This is a genomic window from Pseudomonas sp. S2_B07 (genome assembly GCF_054668435.1).
Genome location: NZ_CP162769.1, coordinates 2,524,809 through 2,545,885, shown reverse-complemented (window position 1 = coordinate 2,545,885; position 21,077 = coordinate 2,524,809). Strand labels below are relative to the sequence as shown.

Annotated in this window: 21 protein-coding genes and 1 pseudogene; 12 read left to right on the top strand and 10 right to left on the bottom strand. The window is 59.2% G+C overall.

Annotation, left to right across the window (positions count from 1 at the left end; genetic code table 11):
• Nucleotides 1-119: 119 nt before the first annotated feature.
• The 6 genes from AB4N43_RS11835 (at nucleotide 120) to AB4N43_RS11810 (ending at nucleotide 5,472) form a co-directional block, all read left to right on the top strand.
• On the top strand, nucleotides 120-1,244 hold the full coding sequence (locus tag AB4N43_RS11835; protein WP_027924848.1) for a polysaccharide deacetylase family protein: 1,125 nt from the start codon (nucleotides 120-122) through the stop codon (nucleotides 1,242-1,244).
• A 345-nt stretch (nucleotides 1,245-1,589) separates the two neighbouring features.
• Nucleotides 1,590-2,984 (top strand): PhoH family protein, encoded by a 1,395-nt coding sequence (locus AB4N43_RS11830; RefSeq protein WP_027924849.1) that lies wholly within the window; start codon nucleotides 1,590-1,592, stop codon nucleotides 2,982-2,984.
• A gap of 234 nt (nucleotides 2,985-3,218) precedes the next feature.
• Nucleotides 3,219-3,692 (top strand): cyclic pyranopterin monophosphate synthase MoaC, encoded by a 474-nt coding sequence (moaC, locus tag AB4N43_RS11825; protein WP_027924850.1) that lies wholly within the window; start codon nucleotides 3,219-3,221, stop codon nucleotides 3,690-3,692.
• Entirely contained in the window at nucleotides 3,689-3,931 is a 243-nt protein-coding gene (gene moaD / locus AB4N43_RS11820; RefSeq protein ID WP_027924851.1) for a molybdopterin converting factor subunit 1, read from the top strand. Before moaC ends, moaD begins: the two co-directional genes overlap by 4 nt.
• A 3-nt stretch (nucleotides 3,932-3,934) precedes the next feature.
• Nucleotides 3,935-4,387 carry a molybdopterin synthase catalytic subunit MoaE gene (gene moaE, locus AB4N43_RS11815; protein ID WP_027924852.1) on the top strand — a complete coding sequence of 151 codons (453 nt, stop codon included), beginning with the start codon at nucleotides 3,935-3,937 and terminating at the stop codon, nucleotides 4,385-4,387.
• A gap of 308 nt (nucleotides 4,388-4,695) precedes the next feature.
• Nucleotides 4,696-5,472, top strand: coding sequence for an ABC transporter substrate-binding protein (locus tag AB4N43_RS11810; RefSeq protein ID WP_027924853.1), 777 nt, complete (start codon nucleotides 4,696-4,698; stop codon nucleotides 5,470-5,472).
• A gap of 127 nt (nucleotides 5,473-5,599) precedes the next feature.
• Here AB4N43_RS11810 and AB4N43_RS11805 read toward each other — a convergent pair whose 3' ends face one another.
• The 5 genes and pseudogenes from AB4N43_RS11805 to AB4N43_RS11785 form a co-directional block, all read right to left on the bottom strand.
• The gene (locus tag AB4N43_RS11805) at nucleotides 5,600-6,226 is read right to left on the bottom strand and encodes a helix-turn-helix transcriptional regulator (protein ID WP_460154086.1); all 627 of its coding nucleotides are present in this window, start codon (nucleotides 6,224-6,226) and stop codon (nucleotides 5,600-5,602) included.
• Nucleotides 6,227-6,316: 90 nt separating this feature from the next.
• The gene (locus AB4N43_RS11800) at nucleotides 6,317-7,444 is read right to left on the bottom strand and encodes an NAD(P)/FAD-dependent oxidoreductase (RefSeq protein ID WP_027924855.1); all 1,128 of its coding nucleotides are present in this window, start codon (nucleotides 7,442-7,444) and stop codon (nucleotides 6,317-6,319) included.
• A 147-nt stretch (nucleotides 7,445-7,591) separates the two neighbouring features.
• On the bottom strand, nucleotides 7,592-8,539 hold the full coding sequence (locus AB4N43_RS11795) for an ornithine cyclodeaminase family protein (RefSeq protein ID WP_027924856.1): 948 nt from the start codon (nucleotides 8,537-8,539) through the stop codon (nucleotides 7,592-7,594).
• Nucleotides 8,540-8,677: 138 nt separating this feature from the next.
• Nucleotides 8,678-10,164: pseudogene (rhlB, locus tag AB4N43_RS11790) on the bottom strand (ATP-dependent RNA helicase RhlB).
• Nucleotides 10,165-10,248: 84 nt separating this feature from the next.
• On the bottom strand, nucleotides 10,249-10,905 hold the full coding sequence (locus tag AB4N43_RS11785) for an alpha/beta hydrolase (RefSeq protein ID WP_027924858.1): 657 nt from the start codon (nucleotides 10,903-10,905) through the stop codon (nucleotides 10,249-10,251).
• Between the two features lie 467 nt (nucleotides 10,906-11,372).
• On the opposite strand from AB4N43_RS11785, the gene AB4N43_RS11780 reads away from it, so the two are divergent.
• From AB4N43_RS11780 to AB4N43_RS11765, 4 genes are all read left to right on the top strand, one after another.
• Entirely contained in the window at nucleotides 11,373-12,404 is a 1,032-nt protein-coding gene (locus AB4N43_RS11780) for an amino acid ABC transporter substrate-binding protein (protein WP_027924859.1), read from the top strand.
• A gap of 65 nt (nucleotides 12,405-12,469) precedes the next feature.
• Nucleotides 12,470-13,651: an amino acid ABC transporter permease gene (locus AB4N43_RS11775; protein ID WP_059181582.1), complete on the top strand. Its 1,182-nt coding sequence runs from the start codon at nucleotides 12,470-12,472 to the stop codon at nucleotides 13,649-13,651.
• A gap of 10 nt (nucleotides 13,652-13,661) precedes the next feature.
• Nucleotides 13,662-14,759, top strand: a complete 1,098-nt coding sequence (locus AB4N43_RS11770) for an amino acid ABC transporter permease (protein WP_027924861.1) — start codon at nucleotides 13,662-13,664, stop codon at nucleotides 14,757-14,759.
• Between the two features lie 10 nt (nucleotides 14,760-14,769).
• The gene (locus tag AB4N43_RS11765) at nucleotides 14,770-15,534 is read left to right on the top strand and encodes an amino acid ABC transporter ATP-binding protein (RefSeq protein ID WP_010463090.1); all 765 of its coding nucleotides are present in this window, start codon (nucleotides 14,770-14,772) and stop codon (nucleotides 15,532-15,534) included.
• A gap of 57 nt (nucleotides 15,535-15,591) precedes the next feature.
• On the opposite strand, the gene AB4N43_RS11760 is transcribed toward AB4N43_RS11765, so the two are convergent.
• Entirely contained in the window at nucleotides 15,592-16,074 is a 483-nt protein-coding gene (locus AB4N43_RS11760) for a type II toxin-antitoxin system MqsA family antitoxin (RefSeq protein WP_460154085.1), read from the bottom strand.
• Nucleotides 16,071-16,382 (bottom strand): type II toxin-antitoxin system MqsR family toxin, encoded by a 312-nt coding sequence (locus AB4N43_RS11755; RefSeq protein WP_460154084.1) that lies wholly within the window; start codon nucleotides 16,380-16,382, stop codon nucleotides 16,071-16,073. The genes AB4N43_RS11760 and AB4N43_RS11755 overlap by 4 nt, the downstream gene beginning before the upstream one ends.
• A gap of 167 nt (nucleotides 16,383-16,549) precedes the next feature.
• Between AB4N43_RS11755 and AB4N43_RS11750 the strand changes: the two genes are divergently transcribed.
• Together AB4N43_RS11750 and AB4N43_RS11745 are read left to right on the top strand one after the other, a co-directional pair.
• Nucleotides 16,550-17,209: a FadR/GntR family transcriptional regulator gene (locus AB4N43_RS11750; protein WP_059181581.1), complete on the top strand. Its 660-nt coding sequence runs from the start codon at nucleotides 16,550-16,552 to the stop codon at nucleotides 17,207-17,209.
• Nucleotides 17,199-18,509: a CynX/NimT family MFS transporter gene (locus tag AB4N43_RS11745; RefSeq protein ID WP_460154083.1), complete on the top strand. Its 1,311-nt coding sequence runs from the start codon at nucleotides 17,199-17,201 to the stop codon at nucleotides 18,507-18,509. The genes AB4N43_RS11750 and AB4N43_RS11745 overlap by 11 nt, the downstream gene beginning before the upstream one ends.
• 1 nt (nucleotide 18,510) lies before the next feature.
• Here the strand turns inward: AB4N43_RS11745 and AB4N43_RS11740 are convergent, their stop codons facing one another.
• The 3 genes from AB4N43_RS11740 to AB4N43_RS11730 form a co-directional block, all read right to left on the bottom strand.
• Complete coding sequence (locus AB4N43_RS11740; protein ID WP_059181579.1) at nucleotides 18,511-19,161, bottom strand: DUF1120 domain-containing protein; 651 nt, start codon at nucleotides 19,159-19,161, stop codon at nucleotides 18,511-18,513.
• 74 nt (nucleotides 19,162-19,235) lie between these two features.
• The gene (locus AB4N43_RS11735; RefSeq protein WP_460154082.1) at nucleotides 19,236-19,856 is read right to left on the bottom strand and encodes a DUF1120 domain-containing protein; all 621 of its coding nucleotides are present in this window, start codon (nucleotides 19,854-19,856) and stop codon (nucleotides 19,236-19,238) included.
• 82 nt (nucleotides 19,857-19,938) lie between these two features.
• Nucleotides 19,939-21,075, bottom strand: coding sequence for a DUF1120 domain-containing protein (locus tag AB4N43_RS11730; RefSeq protein WP_460154080.1), 1,137 nt, complete (start codon nucleotides 21,073-21,075; stop codon nucleotides 19,939-19,941).
• Between the last annotated feature and the right edge of the window lie 2 nt (nucleotides 21,076-21,077).

Genomic DNA, 21,077 nt, shown 5'->3' with positions numbered 1-21,077 from the left:
ACAACTGCTATGGGACCGATTGGGATCGGAATGTAGCAGCTGTCGAGCAACGCGAGGCTGCGTTCTTTTGATCGTCTCGATATATAGTGCGCCGCGGGTTTTGTTATGGAGACATCCCATTGCGTATCGTTTTTCTTTTCTCGGCCTGGCTATTGAGCTTTGGCGCCCTGGCGGCGCCCGGTGATCTGGCGACGCTGGACCGCAGCACCTGGCCTGAGAAACTCAGCAGCCCGACCCTGTTCGACGTGGCATCGCGGGCCGAAATCCTCATGTTTGCGCGAGTATTGCTGGCCAGCGAATCGCTGGATGAACCCGCACTGGCCCAACGCCTGGGGTTGCGCAAAATCAATCTGGAAGCGGTCAACCAACTGCGCCAGCGCCTGTGGCAGCGCTTGTTGACCAACTACAACTTCGCCCAGCAAAGCTGCGATCAGGATGCGTCTTTCTGTTTCCTGGTCGAAGACATGGAGACCTTGCGCGGGCAAGCAGCCAAGTTCCTGGTCAGCGACGACAGCTACTACATCAAGTGGGCCGAACCGAGCCGGTTGTTCCACGCGCAGTACCTGGACGAGCAACTGCGCAAGGCCGCCCTGTTTCCGCAGACCAGCAGCGAAGTCGATCGTTTTGGCGACTATGAGCACAATGGCGATGCCATGCATGACCGGCTGTTTTTGTTGACCTTCGACAGCGCCGCCAACATCGCGCCGGACAACACCGGGTGGGCTGCCGAGTACCTGCGCAAGATGAACATGAGCGGCACGTTCTTCGTTCTCGGCAAGGACATTCAGGCGCGCCTGGCTGCCGACTCGGTGGCCAGCCTGCAAGCGATGTATTCACAGCAATGCATCGGCGTGCAGGGCTGGGAGTTCCGCTCTCACAGCCATTGGCAGGACTGGCAGGACTCGGTGCGACGCAGCGTCGAACTGGTCAAGAGCAAGTTGCCGGAGAACTACGTGCCACTGTTTCGTCCACCTGATGGCCAACGTCGCTCCGATGCCGAAGGCTTCTTCAATGCCCAGGGCTTGCAGGTGGCGTTGTGGGATATCGATGCTCAGGACGGGGCGGGCAAGCTCAAGGGCAACCCGAGCGCGCAACGGGTGTTGACGCTGATGCTGCTGTGGCGCCACGGCGTAATCAATTTCAATGTGAAACAGGACGCGGTGAAAACGGCGATGCCCTGGCTCGTCACGCAAACGGCGCAAAGCGGGATCGGTTGGGAAGACTGTCAGGACGGTTTTCGCTGAAAAGCAGCGAATTGGCACAAGCGCCGTAAACATTGGGTTTGGGGCGTTTTTGGGAGGGATTTCGATGCAGGCCGACTTCCGACTTTAACGGGGTGATGGCAGTCCGCCAAGTGCTATTGGTCATTCTGAAAAATAAACTTCAAAAAAGCGTCAAAGTACTTTTTTCTGTCACACGTTTTGGAGTATTACGAAGACAGACCGCCGAAACCTGCAACACAGGTGGCGTCTTCCAAGACCCGTTTGTTTGCAGTCACTTGACTCTCCGCAGGTGAGATTCGGCAGTCACTTCGAGGCGCAGCACCGCCAAGGTATTGCGTCTACTGGCTCCCACAAAGGTGACCGAGTATGGATGATCACGGACGTAGCTCTTCTTCCAACCAGCCAATCCTTTATGTACTCGATACCAACGTATTGATTCACGATCCAAACGCGCTGCTCAACTTCGAAGAACACCACGTTGCCATCCCGATGACCGTCCTTGAAGAGCTCGACAAGCTCAAGAGCGGGCATCACAGCGTGGCTGCGGAATGCCGTCAGGCCATTCGCCTGATCGACAAGACGCTGGGCGATGCCAGTCCTGAAGACGTCGAGCTGGGTGTACCGATCCAGCGTGGCAAAAGTGGGCCCAAGGGTTTGCTGTCAATTCTGATGAGCAAACGCGCCGAACCGAACATCATTCTTCCCGAACACCTGAACGACAACATCATCATCAACCAGTTGATCGACCTGCACGCGCGCGCGCCCACGTTGCCCGTCGTACTGGTCACCAAAGACATCAACATGCGCCTCAAGGCCCGGGCGTGCGGGATTGCGGCCGAGGACTACAGCACCGACCAACTGGTTGATGACGTATCGCTGCTGCCCAACGGTTATCACAACATGACCGGCTCCTTCTGGGACCTCGTCAAGAATGTCGAAACCCGCCAGGATCACGGCCGCACCTGGCACCAGGTGAGAATGATCGACAACCTGCCGGCTGTGCACATCAACGAGTTCATCATCGACGAACAGGGCTTTGTCGGCTGGATCAAGGAAATTGACGAAGACAAGCTGCTGATTCTCGACCTGCATCAGGAACCGCTGCTGCATCAGGAGGCCTGGGGCCTGAAACCGCGTGACATCTATCAGAGCCTGGCGCTGTACGCCTTGCTGGACCCGGATATCCACCTGGTCAACCTGTCCGGTGCTGCTGGTTCGGGTAAAACCATCCTGGCCCTGGCTGCGGCGATCGAGCAGACCATGGTCAGCAAACGCTATCGCCGGATCATCGCGACCCGTAGCGTGCAGGGCCTGGACCAGGAGATCGGCTTCCTGCCCGGTACCGAAGCAGAAAAAATGGAGCCGTGGCTGGGCGCCATCACCGACAACCTCGAAGCCTTGCACATGGATGATGAAAACACCCATGGCAGCGTCGACTACATCCTCAGCAAAGTGCCGTTGCAGTTCAAATCCCTCAACTACATTCGAGGCCGCAGCTTCCAGCAGAGCCTGATTTTGATCGATGAATGCCAGAACCTGACACCGCACCAGATGAAAACCATCATCACCCGTGCCGGTGCCGGTTCCAAAGTGGTGTGCCTGGGCAACCTGGCGCAGATCGACACCCCTTACCTGTCCGCGACCAGCTCCGGGCTGACGTACCTGACCGAACGCTTCAAAGACTTCCCCAACGGTGTGCACATCACCCTGCAAGGGGTGCCTCGTTCGATTCTGGCCGAGTACGCTGAATCGCATTTGTAACTGCTCCACCCAAACCGGGCGGCCCCAAAGGTCGCCCGGTTTTTTATGGATGAATGCAAGCCTGTAGGCGCGTGGCTTGCCCGCGATGCAGACACCGCGGTGCATCAGACATAACGCGTTGATCCCATCGCGGGCAAGCCGCGCTCCCACAAGGTTCAATGTGATCTTGCAATCAAACGTGCGGAAAATTGACCCACAGGTTTACAATCGACGCTCCTGATCAGGAGTAACCCTGTGCTGACTCATCTCGATTCCCAAGGGCGCGCCAACATGGTCGACGTCACTGAAAAAGCCGTGACGTTCCGTGAAGCGACGGCCCAAGCGCTGGTGCGCATGTTGCCCGAAACGTTGCAGATGATCGTCAGCGGCGGTCACCCCAAGGGTGATGTGTTCGCCGTGGCGCGTATCGCCGGCATTCAGGCGGCGAAGAAAACCAGCGATCTGATTCCACTGTGCCATCCGCTGATGCTGACCGGCGTCAAAGTCGAGCTCAGTGCCGAAGGTGACGATACCGTGCGCATCGTCGCGCGTTGCAAGTTGTCCGGGCAGACGGGCGTCGAGATGGAAGCGCTGACTGCTGCCAGCGTGGCGGCACTGACCATCTACGACATGTGCAAGGCCGTGGATCGCGGAATGACCATCGAAAGCGTGCGCCTGCTGGAGAAGGTCGGCGGCAAGAGCGGTCATTTCCAGGCGGATCAGCCATGAACGTTACCGTGAAGTTTTTCGCGCGCTACCGTGAAACGCTCGGCGTGGATTCGGTCAAGGTTGAGGGGGATTTCGCCACGGTCGACGACGTGCGTGCGCTGCTGGCCCAGCGCGACGGTGCCGACGTATTGAACGAGCAGAACCTGATGTGCGCCCGCAATGAAGACCTTTGCCAGCTCGACGAGCCGGTGAGCGATGGCGATGAAGTGGCTTTCTTTCCAACCGTGACCGGGGGCTGATCCATGGCGATTCGCGTGCAGTCCACGGCGTTCGATCCGGGCGCTGAAGTCAACGCCATGCACGCTGCCAATGTCGGCGTGGGCGCGGTGGTGAGTTTTGTCGGCTACGTGCGCGACTTCAATGACGGACTCGATGTGGCCGGGATGTTTCTTGAGCACTACCCGGGCATGACCGAAAAAGCCCTCGGCAAGATTGCCCTCGAGGCCGAGCAGCGCTGGCCGCTGTTGAAGCTGGAAGTGCTGCACCGCATCGGCGCCCTGGAACCGGGCGAACCGATCGTCTTCGTCGGCGCCGCCAGCGCCCACCGCCAGGCCGCGTTCGATGCCTGCGCCTTTGTCATGGACTACCTGAAAACCCGTGCGCCGTTCTGGAAGAAGGAAAATACCCGCGATGGCCCGCGTTGGGTTGAGGGGCGTGACAGCGATCATGCGGCGGCGGATCGCTGGAAGAAGTAGTTCCTGCAGCGTACTCAAGCCCGTCTTCGCGAGCAGGCTCGCTCCCACAGTTGATCTTCATGAACACACTGTTTGTGTACGATCCAGATCCCCTGCAGGAGTGAGCCTGCTCGCGAAGGGGCTATCAGCTCCACCGCAAAACGCCCTGATTCACTGCCCGACCACCGGCCGCAGCGAACTGCGCACACCCGATTGACGCTTTGTACATTAAAGTCCAGTATGGAATTATAAGTACAAAAAAAGGCGTCCCCTGTTTCTGCTCTTTCTTCTGTCTTGCCAAACCAACAACAACCCGCGAGAGAACGAACATGAAGAAATTCCCCCTCATCACCGGTCTGGCCCTGAGCCTGTTGGCGTGCACCAGCGTGTTTGCCACCGAGAAAGCCCTGCGCATCGGTATCGAAGCCGCTTACCCGCCGTTCGCCTCGAAAACCGACGAGGGCAAAATTGTCGGTTTCGACTACGACATCGGCAACGCGTTGTGCGCACAAATGAAGGTCCAGTGTGTGTGGGTCGAAGGCGAATTCGACGGTCTGATTCCTTCCCTGAAAGTGAAGAAAATCGACATGGCGCTGTCGTCCATGACCATCAATGAAGACCGCAAGAAGTCGGTGGACTTCACCCACAAGTATTACTTCACTTCGTCGCGCCTGGTGATGAAGGACGGCGCGGTGGTCGATGACCAATACGCCAGCCTCAAAGGCAAAACCGTTGGCGTGCAGCGCGCGACCACCACCGACCGTTATGCCACCGAGGTGTTCGAACCGAAGGGCATCAACGTCAAGCGCTACGGCAACAACGAAGAAATCTACATGGACCTGGCCGCCGGTCGCCTCGATGCGATTTTTGCCGACACCATCCCGCTGAATGACTTCCTGTCGATGCCGCGTGGCAAGGGTTACGCGTTTGTCGGGCCGGAGTTGAAGGACCCGAAATACGTGGGCGAGGGCGCGGGGATTGCGGTGCGCAAGGGCAACACTGAATTGGTCAGTGAATTGAACGCGGCGATTGATGGCATTCGGGCGAGTGGCGAGTATCAGAAGATTTCGGACAAGTACTTCAAGTCCGATATCTACGGCGACTGATAGTCCGTCATCGCGGGCAAGTCGAATCGTCGCACCGCCGGCTCCCACATGGGGTCTGTGTCAAACACAAATCCTCTGTGGGAGCCGGCGGTGCGACGATTCGAGGGCCCGACCAGCCAACACAATCTCAGCCCTTCAGTTCCTTCAAATGCTTGTAAACCGTCGCCCGGCCCATGTTCAGTACATTGGCCACATAGTTCGACGCGCTCTTGCCCCTGAAAGCGCCTTCGGCGTGCAGCGCCAGCACCAGTTCGCGTTTATGGTCGCGTGTCAGCAGGTTCAGGCTCAGCTGGCGCTCACGCAGCCAGGCATGCAGGAAAGTATTGATGCGCTCCTGCCAGTCATCACGAAACAGTGAATCCGGTTGCGGGATCAGCTTGCTCGGCGACAGGAACAGGTCGAGCGCCGCCTTTGCATTCTCGAACAGCGAGATGTTCAGGTTGACGCACAACACGGCCAGCGGATGACCTTCGCTATCGCGCAATACGGTGCTCAAGCTGCGAATCTTCTGGCCGTCCCAATTGAGCTTTTCGTACGGCCCAATGTTGGTTTCGCTGACATCGTCGCTGAGCATGTCCTCCAGCGCCGCGTCATCGCCGATTTCCCGTTTCGACAGGTTGTTGGCGATGTAGTCGATCTTCTGCGTGCGCAGGTCGTGCAGCACCACCTCGGCATGAGGAAAGAACAGCGTGGCGATGGCATCGGCGATCGCTCGGTAATTGTCCAGCGCCGGGTCTTTTTCAGGTGCGTTCATACAGTGGAGCTCCAGGCAGCGTCAGCGCCCGGTAAAAACGGGCGCTGGAAGTTTGCCGTAATCGTGGCGACACGTCACCTGAACAGGCGATCAGCCGAGGCGAGCCAGGGAAAGCATGTCGGCGTCCAGACCGAAACGCGTGAGCTGCTCGGGCAAGCGTTCACCGCGTACCAGCGCTGCGCTGGCCTGGCCCATGGCCGGCGAAGTCTGGATGCCATAGCCGCCCTGTGCCGCCACCCAGAATAAGCCCGGGACCTGCGGGTCGAAGCCGGACAGTAAATCGCCGTCGCTGACAAAACTGCGCAACCCGGCCCAGGTGCGGGTCGGGCGGCGAATGGTCAGGGTGGTGGCTTCTTCGATCTGGTAAATGCCCATGGCGATGTCCAGTTCCTCCGGCTGTACGTCATGCGGTTCCACCGGGTCGGCGTTGGCCGGCGAGCCGAGGAACATACCGGCGTCGGGCTTCATGTAGAAAGACTCGTCGAGGCTGACCAGCATCGGCCAATGGTGGATGTCCACGCCCTCGGGCCCGGCGAAGATGAAGGCGGCACGCCGTTTCGGTTGCAGGCCCAGCGGTTTGGCACCCGCCAGCTGACCGATTTTGTCAGCCCAGGCACCGGCGGCATTGATGATGACGGGGGCGCTGAAGGTCTGGCCATTGGTGGTGACTTGCCACACACCGTCAGCATCGCGGGTCAGGCTTAGCACTTCGGTGTCGGTAATGACTTCGCCTTTGTTGCGTCGGATGCCGCGCAAGTAACCCTGGTGCAGGGCATCGGTGTCGATGTCGCTGGCGGTCGGGTCGTAGATCGCGCCGTGGACTTTTTCCCGCCGCAGGATCGGCAGGCGCGCGCAAGCGTCATCGGCGCTGAGCAGTTGCATCTCGGGCACGGTGGCTTTGGCGCTGAGGTATTGATTATTGAGCTCGGCCGGGTCGCCGGTGAAGTCCACGGTCATCTCGCCGCGCGGTGTCAGCAGTGGGTGTTCGCAGAAGCCGGCAGGCGGCGCGTCGAAGAAGTCGCGGCTGGCCTGGGTCAGCGCGCGAACCTGGGGTGTGCCGTAGGCGGCGGTGTAGAGCGCGGCGGAGCGTCCGGTGGAGTGATAGGCCGGATGGGATTCGCGTTCTAGCACAATCACCCTGGCCTGCTGCGACAGCCAAAAACCGGTGGAAGCCCCGGCAATCCCGCCGCCGATGATGATGAAGTCTGCCTGGCTCATGAACGTCTCCTGTGGGGCGCAAATGCCATTGATAGATAGGAACCCTGTGGGAGCCGGGCTTGCCCGCGATTGCATCGCCGCGGTGTGCCTGACAGAGCGTGGCGCCTGCATCGCGGGCAAACCCGGCTCCCACAAGGGGGCGTGGTGTTAATGCTGTAGGTGATAGATGGCATTCGCCAGTGCGATGTCTTCCAGTCCCAGGCCGATGGAGCGGAAGAACACCGTCCGGTGGTAGTCGGGGCGTTGTACCTTGCCGCTCAGCAGGTCGGGCAGGTCGCCGACTATCGAGTGCTTGTCCCAGCCATGCCGCTCGCCAGCAATCAGCATCTCGCCCGCCGAACCCGGCGTGGTCAGACGATAGTCGCAGAACACCTGCATGTCATTGAGACTCTGCGGCGGTACTTCGTGGGCGCGCGGGGCGTTGGTGCTGATGGAGGTGATCAGCGCCGGTTTGCTCAAGATAGCCGGGTCGATCACCGGGCCGGCGGAAGAGGTGCACAGCATGATCACGTCGGCGTTCTGAATGGCCGCTTCGCGGCTGTCGACAATGGTCAGACGAGGATCGAGACGCTGGAGCTGCGCCAATACTTCGGGGTTTTGCTCGCTCAGGCTCGGCGAGTAGAGGCTGATGCTTTGCCAGTCGCGCAGGCCTTTGACGTAGTGCAAGTGCGCCTGGGCGACTTTGCCGCTGCCGATGATCGCCAGGCGCTGCGCCGTCAAAGGCGCCAGTGCATCAACAGCGACAGCGGTGGTTGCCGCCGTGCGTGCGGTGGTCAATTCACCGGCATCGCACAGTAGCAGCGGCTGGCCGGTCTGCATCGACATCAGCAGCGTCCAGGCAGTCACCAGCGGGCCTTGTTCGCGCACGATGTACGGTGAGGTTTTAACCCCGTAGACGCCATCTTGCGCCAGTACGCCGAGGTAGTTGATGAAGTCGCCCGCACCCTGAGGGAATTCCACCAGTTGCTGCGCCGGTTGCACCGCTTGCCCGGCCGCCAGATCGCGAAACAGCTTACGCAGGATTTGCGGCACGTCGACCTTCGCCAGCAGTTCGCGGGCCTGAGGCTGGGTGATCACATAAGGCGTACTGGACATGGTCGGCTCCGGAAGCTGCAAGTAAACTAATTTGTCTATTATGGACTTTTAGTTGCGTTGGGCAAGCGCTTGTAAAAAAGCGGGGCGAAAAAAAAGCGCAGTCCGTTTCCGGCTGCGCCTCTTTCTGACAATTCCCGGTTACGGGCGTTTGCGCTCAACCGCCCGCAGTAGATGCGTCGGCGGTGTTTCACAGCTGATCTTGCGGCCCAGCAGCGCCTCGATGGACGGTAGCTGGTAGGAGTCGTCTTCACCGGCAAAACTGATGGATACGCCATCGGCACCGGCGCGACCGGTACGACCGATACGGTGTACGTAGTCGTCCGGAACTTCCGGCAGGGTGAAGTTGATCACGTGGCTGATGCCGTCGATGTGAATGCCGCGACCGGCGACATCGGTGGCGACCAGCACGCGAATCTTGCCCTCGCGGAATCCTTCCAGCGTCTTGATGCGCTTGTGTTGCGGTACATCGCCGGACAGTTGCGCGGCGTTGACGCCATCGCGCACCAGGCGTTCTTCGATGCGGCGCACTTCATCCTTGCGGTTGGCGAACACCATTACCCGTTCCCAACCGTTGTCGTTGACCAGGTTGTAGAGCAGTTTGTATTTGTCGGCACCGGCAACGGCGTAGATGTGCTGCTCGACGTTTTCGCTGGCCACGTTCTGCGACTCGATCTCGACGATCGACGGGTCGGTGGTCCATTGCTTGGCGAGGTTCATCACGTCTTCGGTGAAGGTCGCGGAGAACAGTAGCGTCTGACGCTCGTTCTTCGGCGGTGTCTGGCGAATGATCTGACGCACTTGTGGGATGAAACCCATGTCGAGCATCCGGTCGGCTTCGTCCAGCACCATCACTTCGACCATGTCCAGGTGCACGTCGCCGCGCTGGTTGAAGTCGAGCAGGCGGCCCGGGGTGGCCACGAGGATGTCGCAGTGACGGGCTTCGAGGTGCTTGAGCTGCTTGTCGAAGTCCATGCCGCCGACAAAGGTCATGACGTTGAGGCCGGTGTACTTGGTCAGGTCGGCCGCGTCTTTGGCGATCTGCACCACCAGTTCGCGGGTTGGCGCGATGATCAGCGCCCGTGGTTCACCCATGTAGCGCTCTTTCGGCGGCGGGGTTTCCAGCAGTTGGGTGATGATCGAAATCAGGAACGCGGCCGTTTTGCCGGTGCCGGTCTGGGCGCGACCGATGGCGTCTTTGCCCGCCAGGGTAAAGCCAAGCACTTGCGCCTGGATCGGCGTGCAGTACGGGAAGCCCAGGTCCTGGATGGCGTGCATCAGTTCTGGGGCGAGTTTGAAATCGTGGAAGCGGGTTTTGCCTTCCTGGGGTTCGACGACGAAGTCTTCGAGTTTCAAGGGATAACTGGCGCTTTTGGCTTCGGTTCACGACGTGGTTTTGCAGGTTTCGGGGCTTCGCTGAGCGGTTGTTCCGCTGCGATGACCTCGACAGGAGGGGCGGCCGGTGTGGTCACTGGCTCGTGTTTCGGTGCCGCTACGGCAGCGGTCCGGCCAGGCTGATGACCGTCGGTGCGGTGGCTGGGGATGTGAGACGGAGCGCTGGCGACTGGGGCGAGCTGCTCAACCTCGCTTTTACCGAACATCTTTTTGAGTGCTTTGAGCACGGTCATCTCATCAATTGGTTAAGGAATGTACGCCGGCCAGTGTAATGCAAGAAACGGGCGCGGCGTAGCGGGATGATCAAAGGAAGGCTTTTAACGCAAGCGCTCGGCGAGCCAGGTGCCAATATCGCTAATTTCTTCGGGTAACACTTCGTGGCCCATTGGGTATTCCTGCCATGTCACGGTGACACCACGCTGCTTTAAATGCTCATACGCAGAACGGCCCATGGCGTTTTGCACCACGTCATCGTACCGACCGTGCAAGCACAGCACCGGGATACGCTGTTGGCTGGCGGAAAGCTCGAGTGCATCGCTGAACGTCGGCGCGTAGGTGGAGAGGGCAAGTACGCCACCCAACGCCCCCTGCCATTTCAGGAAGGCCGTGTGTAATACCACGGCACCGCCCTGCGAAAAGCCTGCGAGAAAAATCCGCGAGGCGTCTATTCCAACGGCTCGCTGTACTTCAATCAATTTAATGACCCGTTGCGCTGACTCCTCCAGTTGCTCGCGGTTGATCGCGCGCGCCGGGCTCATGGCCAATATGTCGTACCAGCTCGGCATCTCGTAGCCACCATTAATGGTGACGGCGCAGGTCGGCGCCTGAGGCAGGACGAAGCGTGTGGTCAACAGGCTTTCCTGCAGGGCTTCGGCCACCGGCAGGAAGTCGTAGCGGTCGGCGCCCAGGCCGTGCAGCCAGATAACGCAAGCGTCTACGGGCTTTACGGGTTCAAGAATAAGGGGCTCGGTCATGGCTGCTCCATTGTTGTGCGTGCGCTCTTATTGGGTGCGAGATCCCAGTGCGCCTCAGGTTGATCAGTTAAGAAGATGTCGCAAGGCTACAAGTTTTGCTATTGACCTGTCGCGCAATCGGTTCAGCCAGCGGTCTGGTACGGGCTTTGCTATGGGAAAGCGGTGCAACCCATCTCGCCTCTTGCGGTAACACTATCAGTGTACTGCTGACGGCGAGATAGCAAAGAATCCGGTGATGGATGTTCGCCAGTGGCCGTTACGGGCTTCGCGAACGTGAAAGGGCTACAGCCCGTTCGGCCGATTGGTGAGAAGTGAGTTATCCATGATGTGGATTTTCTCCTACTAGACTCATAGCGCAGGTCCTACGTCGGTTGACCCCAAAAAAAGCCAACTCGGGTCGATTACGCCTCAAAAGGGTGCGGCAGGACTCAAGCTCCGACACAACAAGAGCAAAACTGGAGGTTTGAATGAAGATGTTGAAATCCACCCTGGCTATCGTGACTGCAACCGCAGTACTCGGTATCAGTGGGTTCGCTCAGGCGGGTGCAACCCTGGATGCAGTGCAGAAGAAAGGTTTCGTACAGTGCGGTGTCAGTGATGGTCTGCCGGGCTTCTCGGTTCCAGACTCCACCGGCAAGATCGTTGGTATCGATGCTGACTACTGCCGCGCCGTGGCGGCTGCAGTGTTCGGCGATGCAAACAAAGTCAAATTCAGCCAGTTGAATGCCAAGGAGCGTTTCACCGCTCTGCAATCCGGCGAAATCGACATGCTGTCGCGCAACTCCACCATGACCAGTTCCCGTGACGCGGGCATGGGCCTGAAGTTTCCTGGCTTCATCACTTACTACGACGGCGTGGGCTTCCTGGCCAACAGCAAGCTGGGCGTGAAAAGTGCCAAGGAACTGGACGGTGCAACCATCTGCATTCAAGCCGGTACCACCACCGAGCTGAACGTATCCGACTACTTCCGTGCCAACAACCTGAAGTACACCCCGATCACTTTCGACACCTCCGATGAAAGCGCCAAGTCGCTGGAATCCGGTCGTTGCGACGTGTTGACCTCCGACAAATCCCAGCTCTACGCACAGCGCAGCAAGCTGGCTTCGCCGAAAGACTACGTGGTTCTGCCGGAAACCATTTCCAAAGAACCTCTGGGTCCAGTCGTGCGTAACGGCGACGACGAGTGGCTGGCCATCGTTCGTTGGGTTGGCTACGCCATGCTCAACGCCGAAGAGGCAGGCGTGACTTCCAAAAACGTGGTTGAACAAGCCAAGTCGACTAAAAACCCAGACGTTGCTCGTCTGCTCGGCGCTGATGGCGAGTACGGCAAGGACCTGAAACTGCCGAAGGACTGGGTCGTCAAGATCGTCAGCCAGGTCGGCAACTACGGTGAAGTCTTCGAGAAAAACCTCGGCAAGAGCACTCCGCTGGAAATCGACCGTGGCATGAACGCCCTGTGGACCAACGGCGGCATTCAATACGCACCACCAGTGCGCTGATGGTTCTATCACCCGGTGGGCCAACCACCGGGTGATGTTCTGTTCCATTACATCCGGGGCACTTCATGCAAAATTCAATCGGCGCACCAAAGCAGAGGCTCAGCCTCAGCGATCCCAAAGTGCGTGCGTGGCTGTTTCAGATCATCACCATTGTGGCGGTGGTCTCGATGGGCTGGTATCTGTTCGATAACACGCAGACCAACCTTCAACACCGGGGTATTACTTCCGGTTTCAGTTTTCTGGAGCGCAGTGCCGGTTTCGGCATCGCTCAACACCTGATCGACTACACCGAATCGGACAGCTATGCCCGGGTGTTTGTCATCGGCCTGCTCAACACGCTGCTGGTGACGTTCATCGGCGTGATCCTGGCGACGATCCTCGGGTTCATCGTCGGCGTGTCACGACTGTCGAAGAACTGGATCATCAGCAAACTGGCGACTGTTTATGTGGAAGTCTTCCGCAACATTCCGCCGCTGCTGCAAATCCTGTTCTGGTACTTCGCGGTCTTCCTGACCATGCCGGGGCCACGCAACAGCCATAACTTCGGCGACACCTTCTTCGTCAGCAGCCGTGGCCTGAACATGCCGGCCGCGTTGGCGGCGGACGGGTTCTGGCCGTTTGTGGCGAGCATTGTCGTGGCCATTGTCGCCATCGTGCTGATGAGCCGCTGGGCCACCAAACGCTTCGAAGAGACCGGCGTTCCGTTCCACAAATTCTGGGTTGGCCTGGCGCTGTTCCTGGTGATCCCGGCGCTGTGCGCGTTGATCTTCGGCGCGCCGCTGCACTGGGAAATGCCGGAGCTCAAGGGCTTCAACTTCGTGGGTGGCTGGGTACTGATCCCGGAACTGTTGGCATTGACCCTGGCCCTGACGGTGTACACCGCGGCGTTCATCGCCGAGATCGTGCGTTCGGGCATCAAGTCGGTCAGCCACGGCCAGACCGAAGCGGCGCACTCGCTCGGGCTGCGTAACGGTCCGACCCTGCGCAAGGTGATCATCCCGCAAGCCCTGCGCGTGATCATTCCACCGCTCACCAGCCAATACCTGAACCTGGCGAAGAACTCCTCGCTGGCGGCCGGTATTGGTTACCCGGAAATGGTGTCGTTGTTTGCCGGTACGGTGCTGAACCAGACCGGGCAGGCGATCGAGGTGATTGCGATCACCATGAGTGTGTACCTGGCGATCAGTATCAGCATTTCCCTGCTGATGAACTGGTACAACAAGCGCATTGCGCTGATCGAGCGGTAAGGAATAGCGCATGAGTACTCATACTTTCAAACCAGACATGCCTCCACCGAGCAGCAGCATCGGTGTGATTGCATGGATGCGAGCGAACATGTTCTCCAGCTGGCTCAATACCTTGCTGACCCTGTTCGCGTTTTATCTGATTTACCTGGTGGTGCCACCGATCCTGCATTGGGCGATCCTGGACGCCAACTGGGTCGGCACCACGCGCGCCGACTGCACGAAGGAGGGCGCCTGCTGGGTGTTCATCCAACAGCGGTTTGGCCAGTTCATGTACGGCTACTACCCGCCTGAACTGCGCTGGCGCGTCGACCTGACCGTGTGGCTGGCGGTCATCGGTATCGCACCGTTGTTCATGTCGCGCTTTCACCGCAAAGCGGTGTATGGCCTGAGCTTTCTGGTGCTGTACCCGATCATTGCCTACTTCCTGCTGCATGGCGGCATCTTTGGCCTGACTCAGGTGGCGACCAGTCAATGGGGCGGCTTGATGCTGACCCTGGTGATCGCCACCGTCGGTATCGCCGGCGCGTTGCCACTGGGTATCGTCCTGGCGCTGGGGCGTCGTTCGAACATGCCGGCGATTCGTGTGGTCTGCGTGACCTTCATCGAGTTCTGGCGCGGCGTGCCGTTGATTACGGTGCTGTTCATGTCGTCGGTGATGCTGCCGTTGTTCCTGCCCGAAGGCATGAGCTTCGACAAGCTGCTGCGGGCACTGATCGGCGTGATCCTGTTCCAGTCGGCCTACGTCGCCGAAGTGGTGCGCGGTGGTCTGCAAGCGATTCCAAAAGGTCAGTACGAAGCGGCTGCCGCGATGGGCCTCGGCTACTGGCGCAGCATGGGCCTGGTGATCCTGCCGCAAGCCCTGAAGCTGGTCATCCCCGGCATCGTCAACACCTTCATTGCGCTGTTCAAGGACACCAGCCTGGTGATCATCATCGGCCTGTTCGACCTGCTCAACAGCGTCAAACAAGCCGCCGCCGACCCGAAATGGCTGGGCATGGCCACTGAAGGTTATGTGTTCGCGGCCCTGGTGTTCTGGATTTTCTGTTTTGGTATGTCGCGCTATTCCATGCATCTGGAACGCAAGCTCGACACTGGCCACAAGCGTTAGGAGTTTTGTAATGAGCGAAGCAATCAAAAAGCCTGTGAGCCCTGAAGGCATTATTCAGATGCAGGGCGTGAACAAGTGGTACGGCCAGTTTCACGTATTGAAAGACATCAACCTGAACGTGAAACAGGGCGAGCGTATCGTGTTGTGCGGCCCGTCGGGTTCCGGCAAGTCCACCACTATCCGTTGCCTCAACCGACTGGAAGAACATCAGCAGGGCCGCATCGTCGTCGATGGCGTGGAGCTGACCAACGACCTCAAGCAGATCGAAACGGTGCGCCGTGAAGTCGGCATGGTGTTCCAGCACTTCAATCTGTTTCCGCACTTGACCATCCTGCAGAACTGCACCCTGGCGCCAATGTGGGTGCGCAAAATGCCCAAGCGTCAGGCCGAGGAAATCGCCATGCATTACCTGGAACGCGTACGCATTCCGGAGCAGGCGCATAAATTCCCGGGGCAACTGTCCGGTGGCCAGCAACAGCGTGTAGCGATTGCCCGTGCGCTGTGCATGAAACCGAAAATCATGCTGTTCGACGAACCGACTTCGGCACTCGACCCCGAGATGGTGAAAGAGGTGCTGGACACCATGATCGGCTTGGCTGAAGACGGCATGACCATGCTTTGCGTCACCCACGAAATGGGCTTCGCCCGCACCGTGGCCAACCGTGTGATCTTCATGGACAAGGGCGAAATCGTCGAACAGGCTGCGCCGAACGACTTCTTCGATAACCCGCAGAATGATCGGACCAAGATGTTCCTGAGCCAGATTCTGCATTGATGTCGGCTGACAGGTAAAACAAACCCGGCCCTGTGCCGGGTTTTTTGTGTGTGCTGTTCAGGTCACAGTGAGCGTTTCATGTTCTTTGTGAACGATGTCCTTGAATCCCCTCAAGTCTGCGCCTTCGCCAAAACTTCGCGCATCGGTGAGCAAATGGGGATAGCGATCAAGCAAGCGCATCAGCACCATCAATGCTTTAGGTGGAAGCAGTTCGCCGCGCTCGTAACGAGAAAACGCGTTATGTCCGCCTCCGGACAAAAGCAGAACGGCTTCTTTTTGCGACAGGTGCAGTTTGCGGCGGATGCGCTTCATCTCGCTGCCGATCATTTGTCTGCCGGCGAGGACTAACTCGTCGCCGGCATCCGAATAGCGCTCCGAGCAGCCGGGGTCGAGTATGACTTCCCCGCATGCCTGGCACTCCCATCCAGACAAATCATCAATCCGGCGCTCCATTCCTTTCACGCTCATGGTTTCACCGCGACCTTCGAAGTGGCGCATTCCTTCAGCTGCCCCGCAGCTGAAGCATTGTTTGGTGTTCATGGGTTTTTCTCCTTGAAGGAGATCACCGGAGGTTCACCGCCTGAGCAATAAGTGACCTTGATGTAAATCTCCAAATCGTGCGAAGTGATGGGGTACACGTCTTGCCAAATACGATGATCGCTATAGGTTGTCATCGATTTGCACAACATCCTGCCGTGTAATTCGAAAACGACTTCCTGCATTTCCTCGAGGGTTAAACCCAGGTCCCGGCCGTTTTTCCGCGCGGTTGCGGTAAATGCATTTTTCCCAAGCCGCCTGACATCGCCCTTGAGCACCGTGAGGTTGTAGTGGGGTGTGTTCTTTTCCATAAGAAGCTGTGAACTCTATCCCTGAAATTACCCTTAAAGGGTAATTTTGACTAATCGATAATCCCGCTCCATTTCCTTCTCTCTGACCGTAGGCGGTTGCCGTCCTACAGGTAGCTGACTAACATGTCAGAAAATTCATCCTATGATTGGATGAAAGGGCGAATTCCATGTCAGACATTTCTCCATTGACCAAGCGATCTTTGGTCGACCAAGCGCTGGACCAGCTGCGCCTTCGTATCACGCAAGGTGTCTGGGTCGTCGGCCAACGTCTCCCCACCGAGCCGGAACTGGCTACCGAGCTGGGCATCAGCCGCAATACCGTGCGTGAAGCCATGCGCGTGTTGGCGTTTTCCGGCTTGATCGAAATCCGTCAGGGCGACGGCAGCTACCTGCGGGCCGTCATCGATCCGCTGGACACCATGAAAGCCTTGTCCCGCTGCTCCCATGAGCAGGCCCGTGAGACGCGGCACATCCTTGAAGTCGAAGCCATCGGCCTCGCGGCACTGCGCCGGACAGACGAAGACCTGGTGGCGTTGCGCGAAGCGCTCGGCGTCAGCGGCAGCCACTACCACGGCGATCTCGACAGCTACATCGCCTGCGATCTGGTGTTCCACCGCCGTCTGGTCGATGCCGCGCACAACCCGACACTGAGTGAGTTGTATCGCTATTTCTCGAGCGTCATCGGCGCGCAATTGCGCCAGACCTTGAACATCACCCCGCGACGCCAGGAAGTGTTCGACCTGCACATCGAACTGCTGGATGCCGTCGAGCAACGTGACCCGGAACGGGCCAAAGCCCTGTCGAGGCAGTTGATCAATGAACCTTGAAACCGAGAAATCCATGTCCAGCAGCGATAGCAATTTCACGCAACCCAAGCGCACGGCGGAGCTCGAAGAGTTGCTGATCGACGCTGAAGCGGATGATGAGCAAGTCCAGCAACGTCACCCGATCCTGCGCCGGCCATGGCTGTTGTTACTGGGCTTGATCCTGGTGGCGTTGAACCTGCGTCCGGCGCTGTCGAGCATGGCGCCGATGCTTGGCGAGGTCTCGAAGACCCTCGGATTGTCGGCGGCCCAGGCCGGTTTGTTGACGACATTGCCGGTGCTCTGCCTCGGCCTGTTCGCCCCTCTGGCACCGGTGCTGGCGCGCCGTTTTGGCGCCGAGCGTGTGGTGTTGGGGATTCTGCTGACGCTGGCGGGCGGGATCATTTTGCGCAGTTCATTTGGCGAGATTGGCTTGTTTGCCGGTAGCGTGCTGGCCGGTGCGAGCATCGGTGTGATCGGTGTGTTGTTGCCAGGCATCGTCAAACGCGACTTCCCGAAACAGGCCGGCACCATGACCGGTGTCTACACTATGGCGTTGTGCCTGGGCGCCGCAATGGCCGCCGGCGCCACGGTGCCGTTGAGTGAGCATTTCGACCAGAGCTGGGCCATGGGCCTGGGCTTCTGGGTGCTGCCGGCGCTGGTCGCGGCGATTTTCTGGCTGCCGCAAGTGGGTGGGCACAAACAGGGCGCACACAACGTCGCCTACCGTGTTCGCGGACTGCTGCGCGATCCGCTGGCCTGGCAAGTGACGTTGTACATGGGCCTGCAATCGTCCCTGGCGTACATCGTATTCGGCTGGTTGCCGTCGATCCTGATCGGTCGCGGGCTGACACCGGTCCAGGCCGGTCTGGTGCTGTCAGGATCAGTGATCGTCCAGTTGGCCAGTTCTCTCGCGGCGCCTTGGCTGGCGACACGCGGCAAGGATCAGCGACTGGCCATTGTGGTGGTGATGCTGATGACCCTCGGCGGTCTGTTCGGCTGTCTCTACGCACCGATCGAAGGTCTGTGGGGCTGGGCGATTCTGCTCGGTCTGGGGCAGGGCGCTACCTTCAGCCTGGCGTTAACCCTGATCGTACTGCGCTCGCGGGACTCGCATGTCGCGGCCAACCTGTCGAGCATGGCCCAAGGGTTCGGCTACACCCTGGCCTCGATGGGGCCGTTCGCGGTCGGCATCGTGCATGACTGGACCGGCGGCTGGACGGCGCTGGGCTGGATTTTCGGTGTCATTGGCCTCGGTGCAATCGTTGCCGGCCTCGGCGCCGGACGTTCGCTGTACGTTCAGGTCGTCAGCGAAAAGGTCTGAACTACAGGTAAACAATGTCCAGGGTCGCCGAGCCGTCGAGTTGCACTTCGGCACTCAGGTCCAGTTCGGAGGTGGGCGCGATGACCGTTTCGACCGTCACCCGGCTGGTCAGGTTGCGGATGGCTATCGGGCCGGCGCTGCTGCCTGCGCTGTCGGTAAAGCCGAGATAGCTTCGGGAACCCATCGGGATGGGCTGGCTGTTCGACGGGCTCCAGGCTTTGCCCCCCGTGGTCGAGTCGGTTCGATAGACCTGCGTCAGGTCGTCCACCACCGTGCTGGCAGGATCGAAGTTCAGCGAATACAAGCCGATTTTATTGTGGCTGTGGTCGTGGTTCAGGCCGTAGTAAATCTCGCTGTTGACGATGGCCGAGCCGTCGCGGTTGTCGCGCATCAGCAGAGCAAAACGCGTGAGCGCATTGCACTGAATGTTGAGGTCGAGTGTCTGGTCGCGCAGTCGAGTGCGCTTGTCGACGTTCAGGTCTTGCCGGGAGATTTTTCCGTAATCGACGAGGCCGCTGTTGGACAGCATCGGGGTGCAGGCAAGTGGGGTGATGAGGCCTGTGACCCTCAGGTCTGTCGATGAGGTGGCCAAGGTGAGCGGCGACATCAGGACGAAGATCGCCATCGTCAGCGCGTGTGGAGTCTTTTTCATGGGACAGGTTTCGCTGTGTGTGGTGAGCGGAATCAGTCCTTGCCCGAAGCAGGACCTCGGGCAAGATGCACGGCTTACAGGTATTTCATTTCAAATGTTGCTGAACCGTCGATAGTGACATCGTCGGTTAAGGTGAGGCTATCGGCGCGGGCAATGAAGGTGTAGATCGTCAGTTCCATAGTGAGCTCTTTCGCGGAGATTGGAGTGAGAGTGCCGACAGCGCTTATCGATGTGAGGTTATCCTTCAGGATCTGATAGATGCGCGTCCAACTCGCACCGTTATCAGTTGATCGGATCGAGTGCACAGGTTGTCCGTCCGCAAGCGCGCTTTGGATCGCTGGCGTGAAATAACCGATTTTTTCGTTATTGCTGGTCAGGCCCAATCCGAAATACGGGTTGGACGATGATGTTCCGGCTCTGTTATCAATACCGTTAAGTGCAAATGGAGTTGATGCGTCACACGCGACCGTCAGCTGCATCGGATGACTGCCTACTCTCGTGTCACTTGTCAGGTTGAGGTCTTTTGCCTGCACTTGGCCGACGTCGACCATTCCTCCATCGGACAACGAAGGTGTGCACGCTCTCGGCGTGATGAGACCTGTGACAGTCAGGTCAATGCTCGAAGCCGCCACTGCATAAGGCGCAACGCCAATCAGTGCGGTGGCGGAGAGTGCTGCCAAGTACTTTTTGATCATTATTTGCTCACTTCTAGGGTTGTGTCCTGACTGCCCCGAGCCGCTCAAGTGCGCCCCGAATCCAGCAGGATCGGGTTGGGTGTTACAGGTAAATAATCTCGATCGTCCCCGCGCCATCGAGCTCGATGGCGCTGCTCAGGTCGAGGCTGTTGGTGGGGGCGATGACGGCATCGACAGTCACCGTGCTGCTGAGGTTCTGGATCAGCACCGGGCCAGCGCCGCTGCCGGTGTTGTCGGTGAACGCCAGGTAACGGCTTTTACCGATGGCGATCGGGTTGGCGCTGCCGGTGCTCCAGGCCGTACCGGCGATGCTGGAGTCGGTTCGATAGAGGCGGGCGAAGCCGTCGGCATGGGCGTCGGCCGGGTCTACGCGCAGTGAAAAACGGCCAATCCTGTTACCGCGGCTGTCTTTGCCCAGGCCGTAGTCGATCTCGCTGTCGAGCGTTGCCGAGCCTGAGCGGTTGTCATGCATGATCAAGGCGAAGGTCGTCGGCGCGTCGCAGCCGACCCTCAGCGTCAACGACTTGGGCGACAGGTGTATGTCCTTGTCGGCGTGCAGGTCTTTTTTCGACAGGGTGCCGAAGTCGACCACACCGCCGTTGGACAGCACCGGTTCGCAGGCCGCCGGAGCGAATCGGGCGCGCAAGGTCGCCTCACGGGTGAGTCCGGCGGCGTCGAATACCCCAAAGGCCTCCCAGGTCACCGCGTCACGCACCTGCATGCCTTGCTCCTGAACCCAGGCCGTCAGCTCAAGCTGCGCCGAGAAACTGCGCCCCTGCACCGGCACGCCGGCTTGCACCGGAACGACCCCGTGCTCCGGTCGCCAGATCAGGCTCGACGCCGTTTCTGCCGGCGGCTGTCCGCACCCGGCAATCAACCCGATATCGACCGATTGGCCATCGAGCACGGCATCGTGAATACGCATCTGATAGCTGCCGCGTTCAGCAAAGTGAAAGCGTCCGGCGGTCGCGGCCATCGCCCGGTAGAACAGGCTCATGTCGATGGGCTGCGCACAGCTCAAGGTCAGGCTGAGCTGGCGTTCACCAAGGTTGCGTTCGGATGCCGCATCAGGCCGTATCGACCGGTTCATCAGCCCGTAATCGAGCTCCGGCTGGCTCAGGTTGAACTGGCAGTCGTCCGTGGACGCCGAGGCCAGTGGCGTGAATCCGCTCAGTGCCAGGGGGGCGAGGGTCAATAGCAGGTAGCGAGACAGGGTCATGA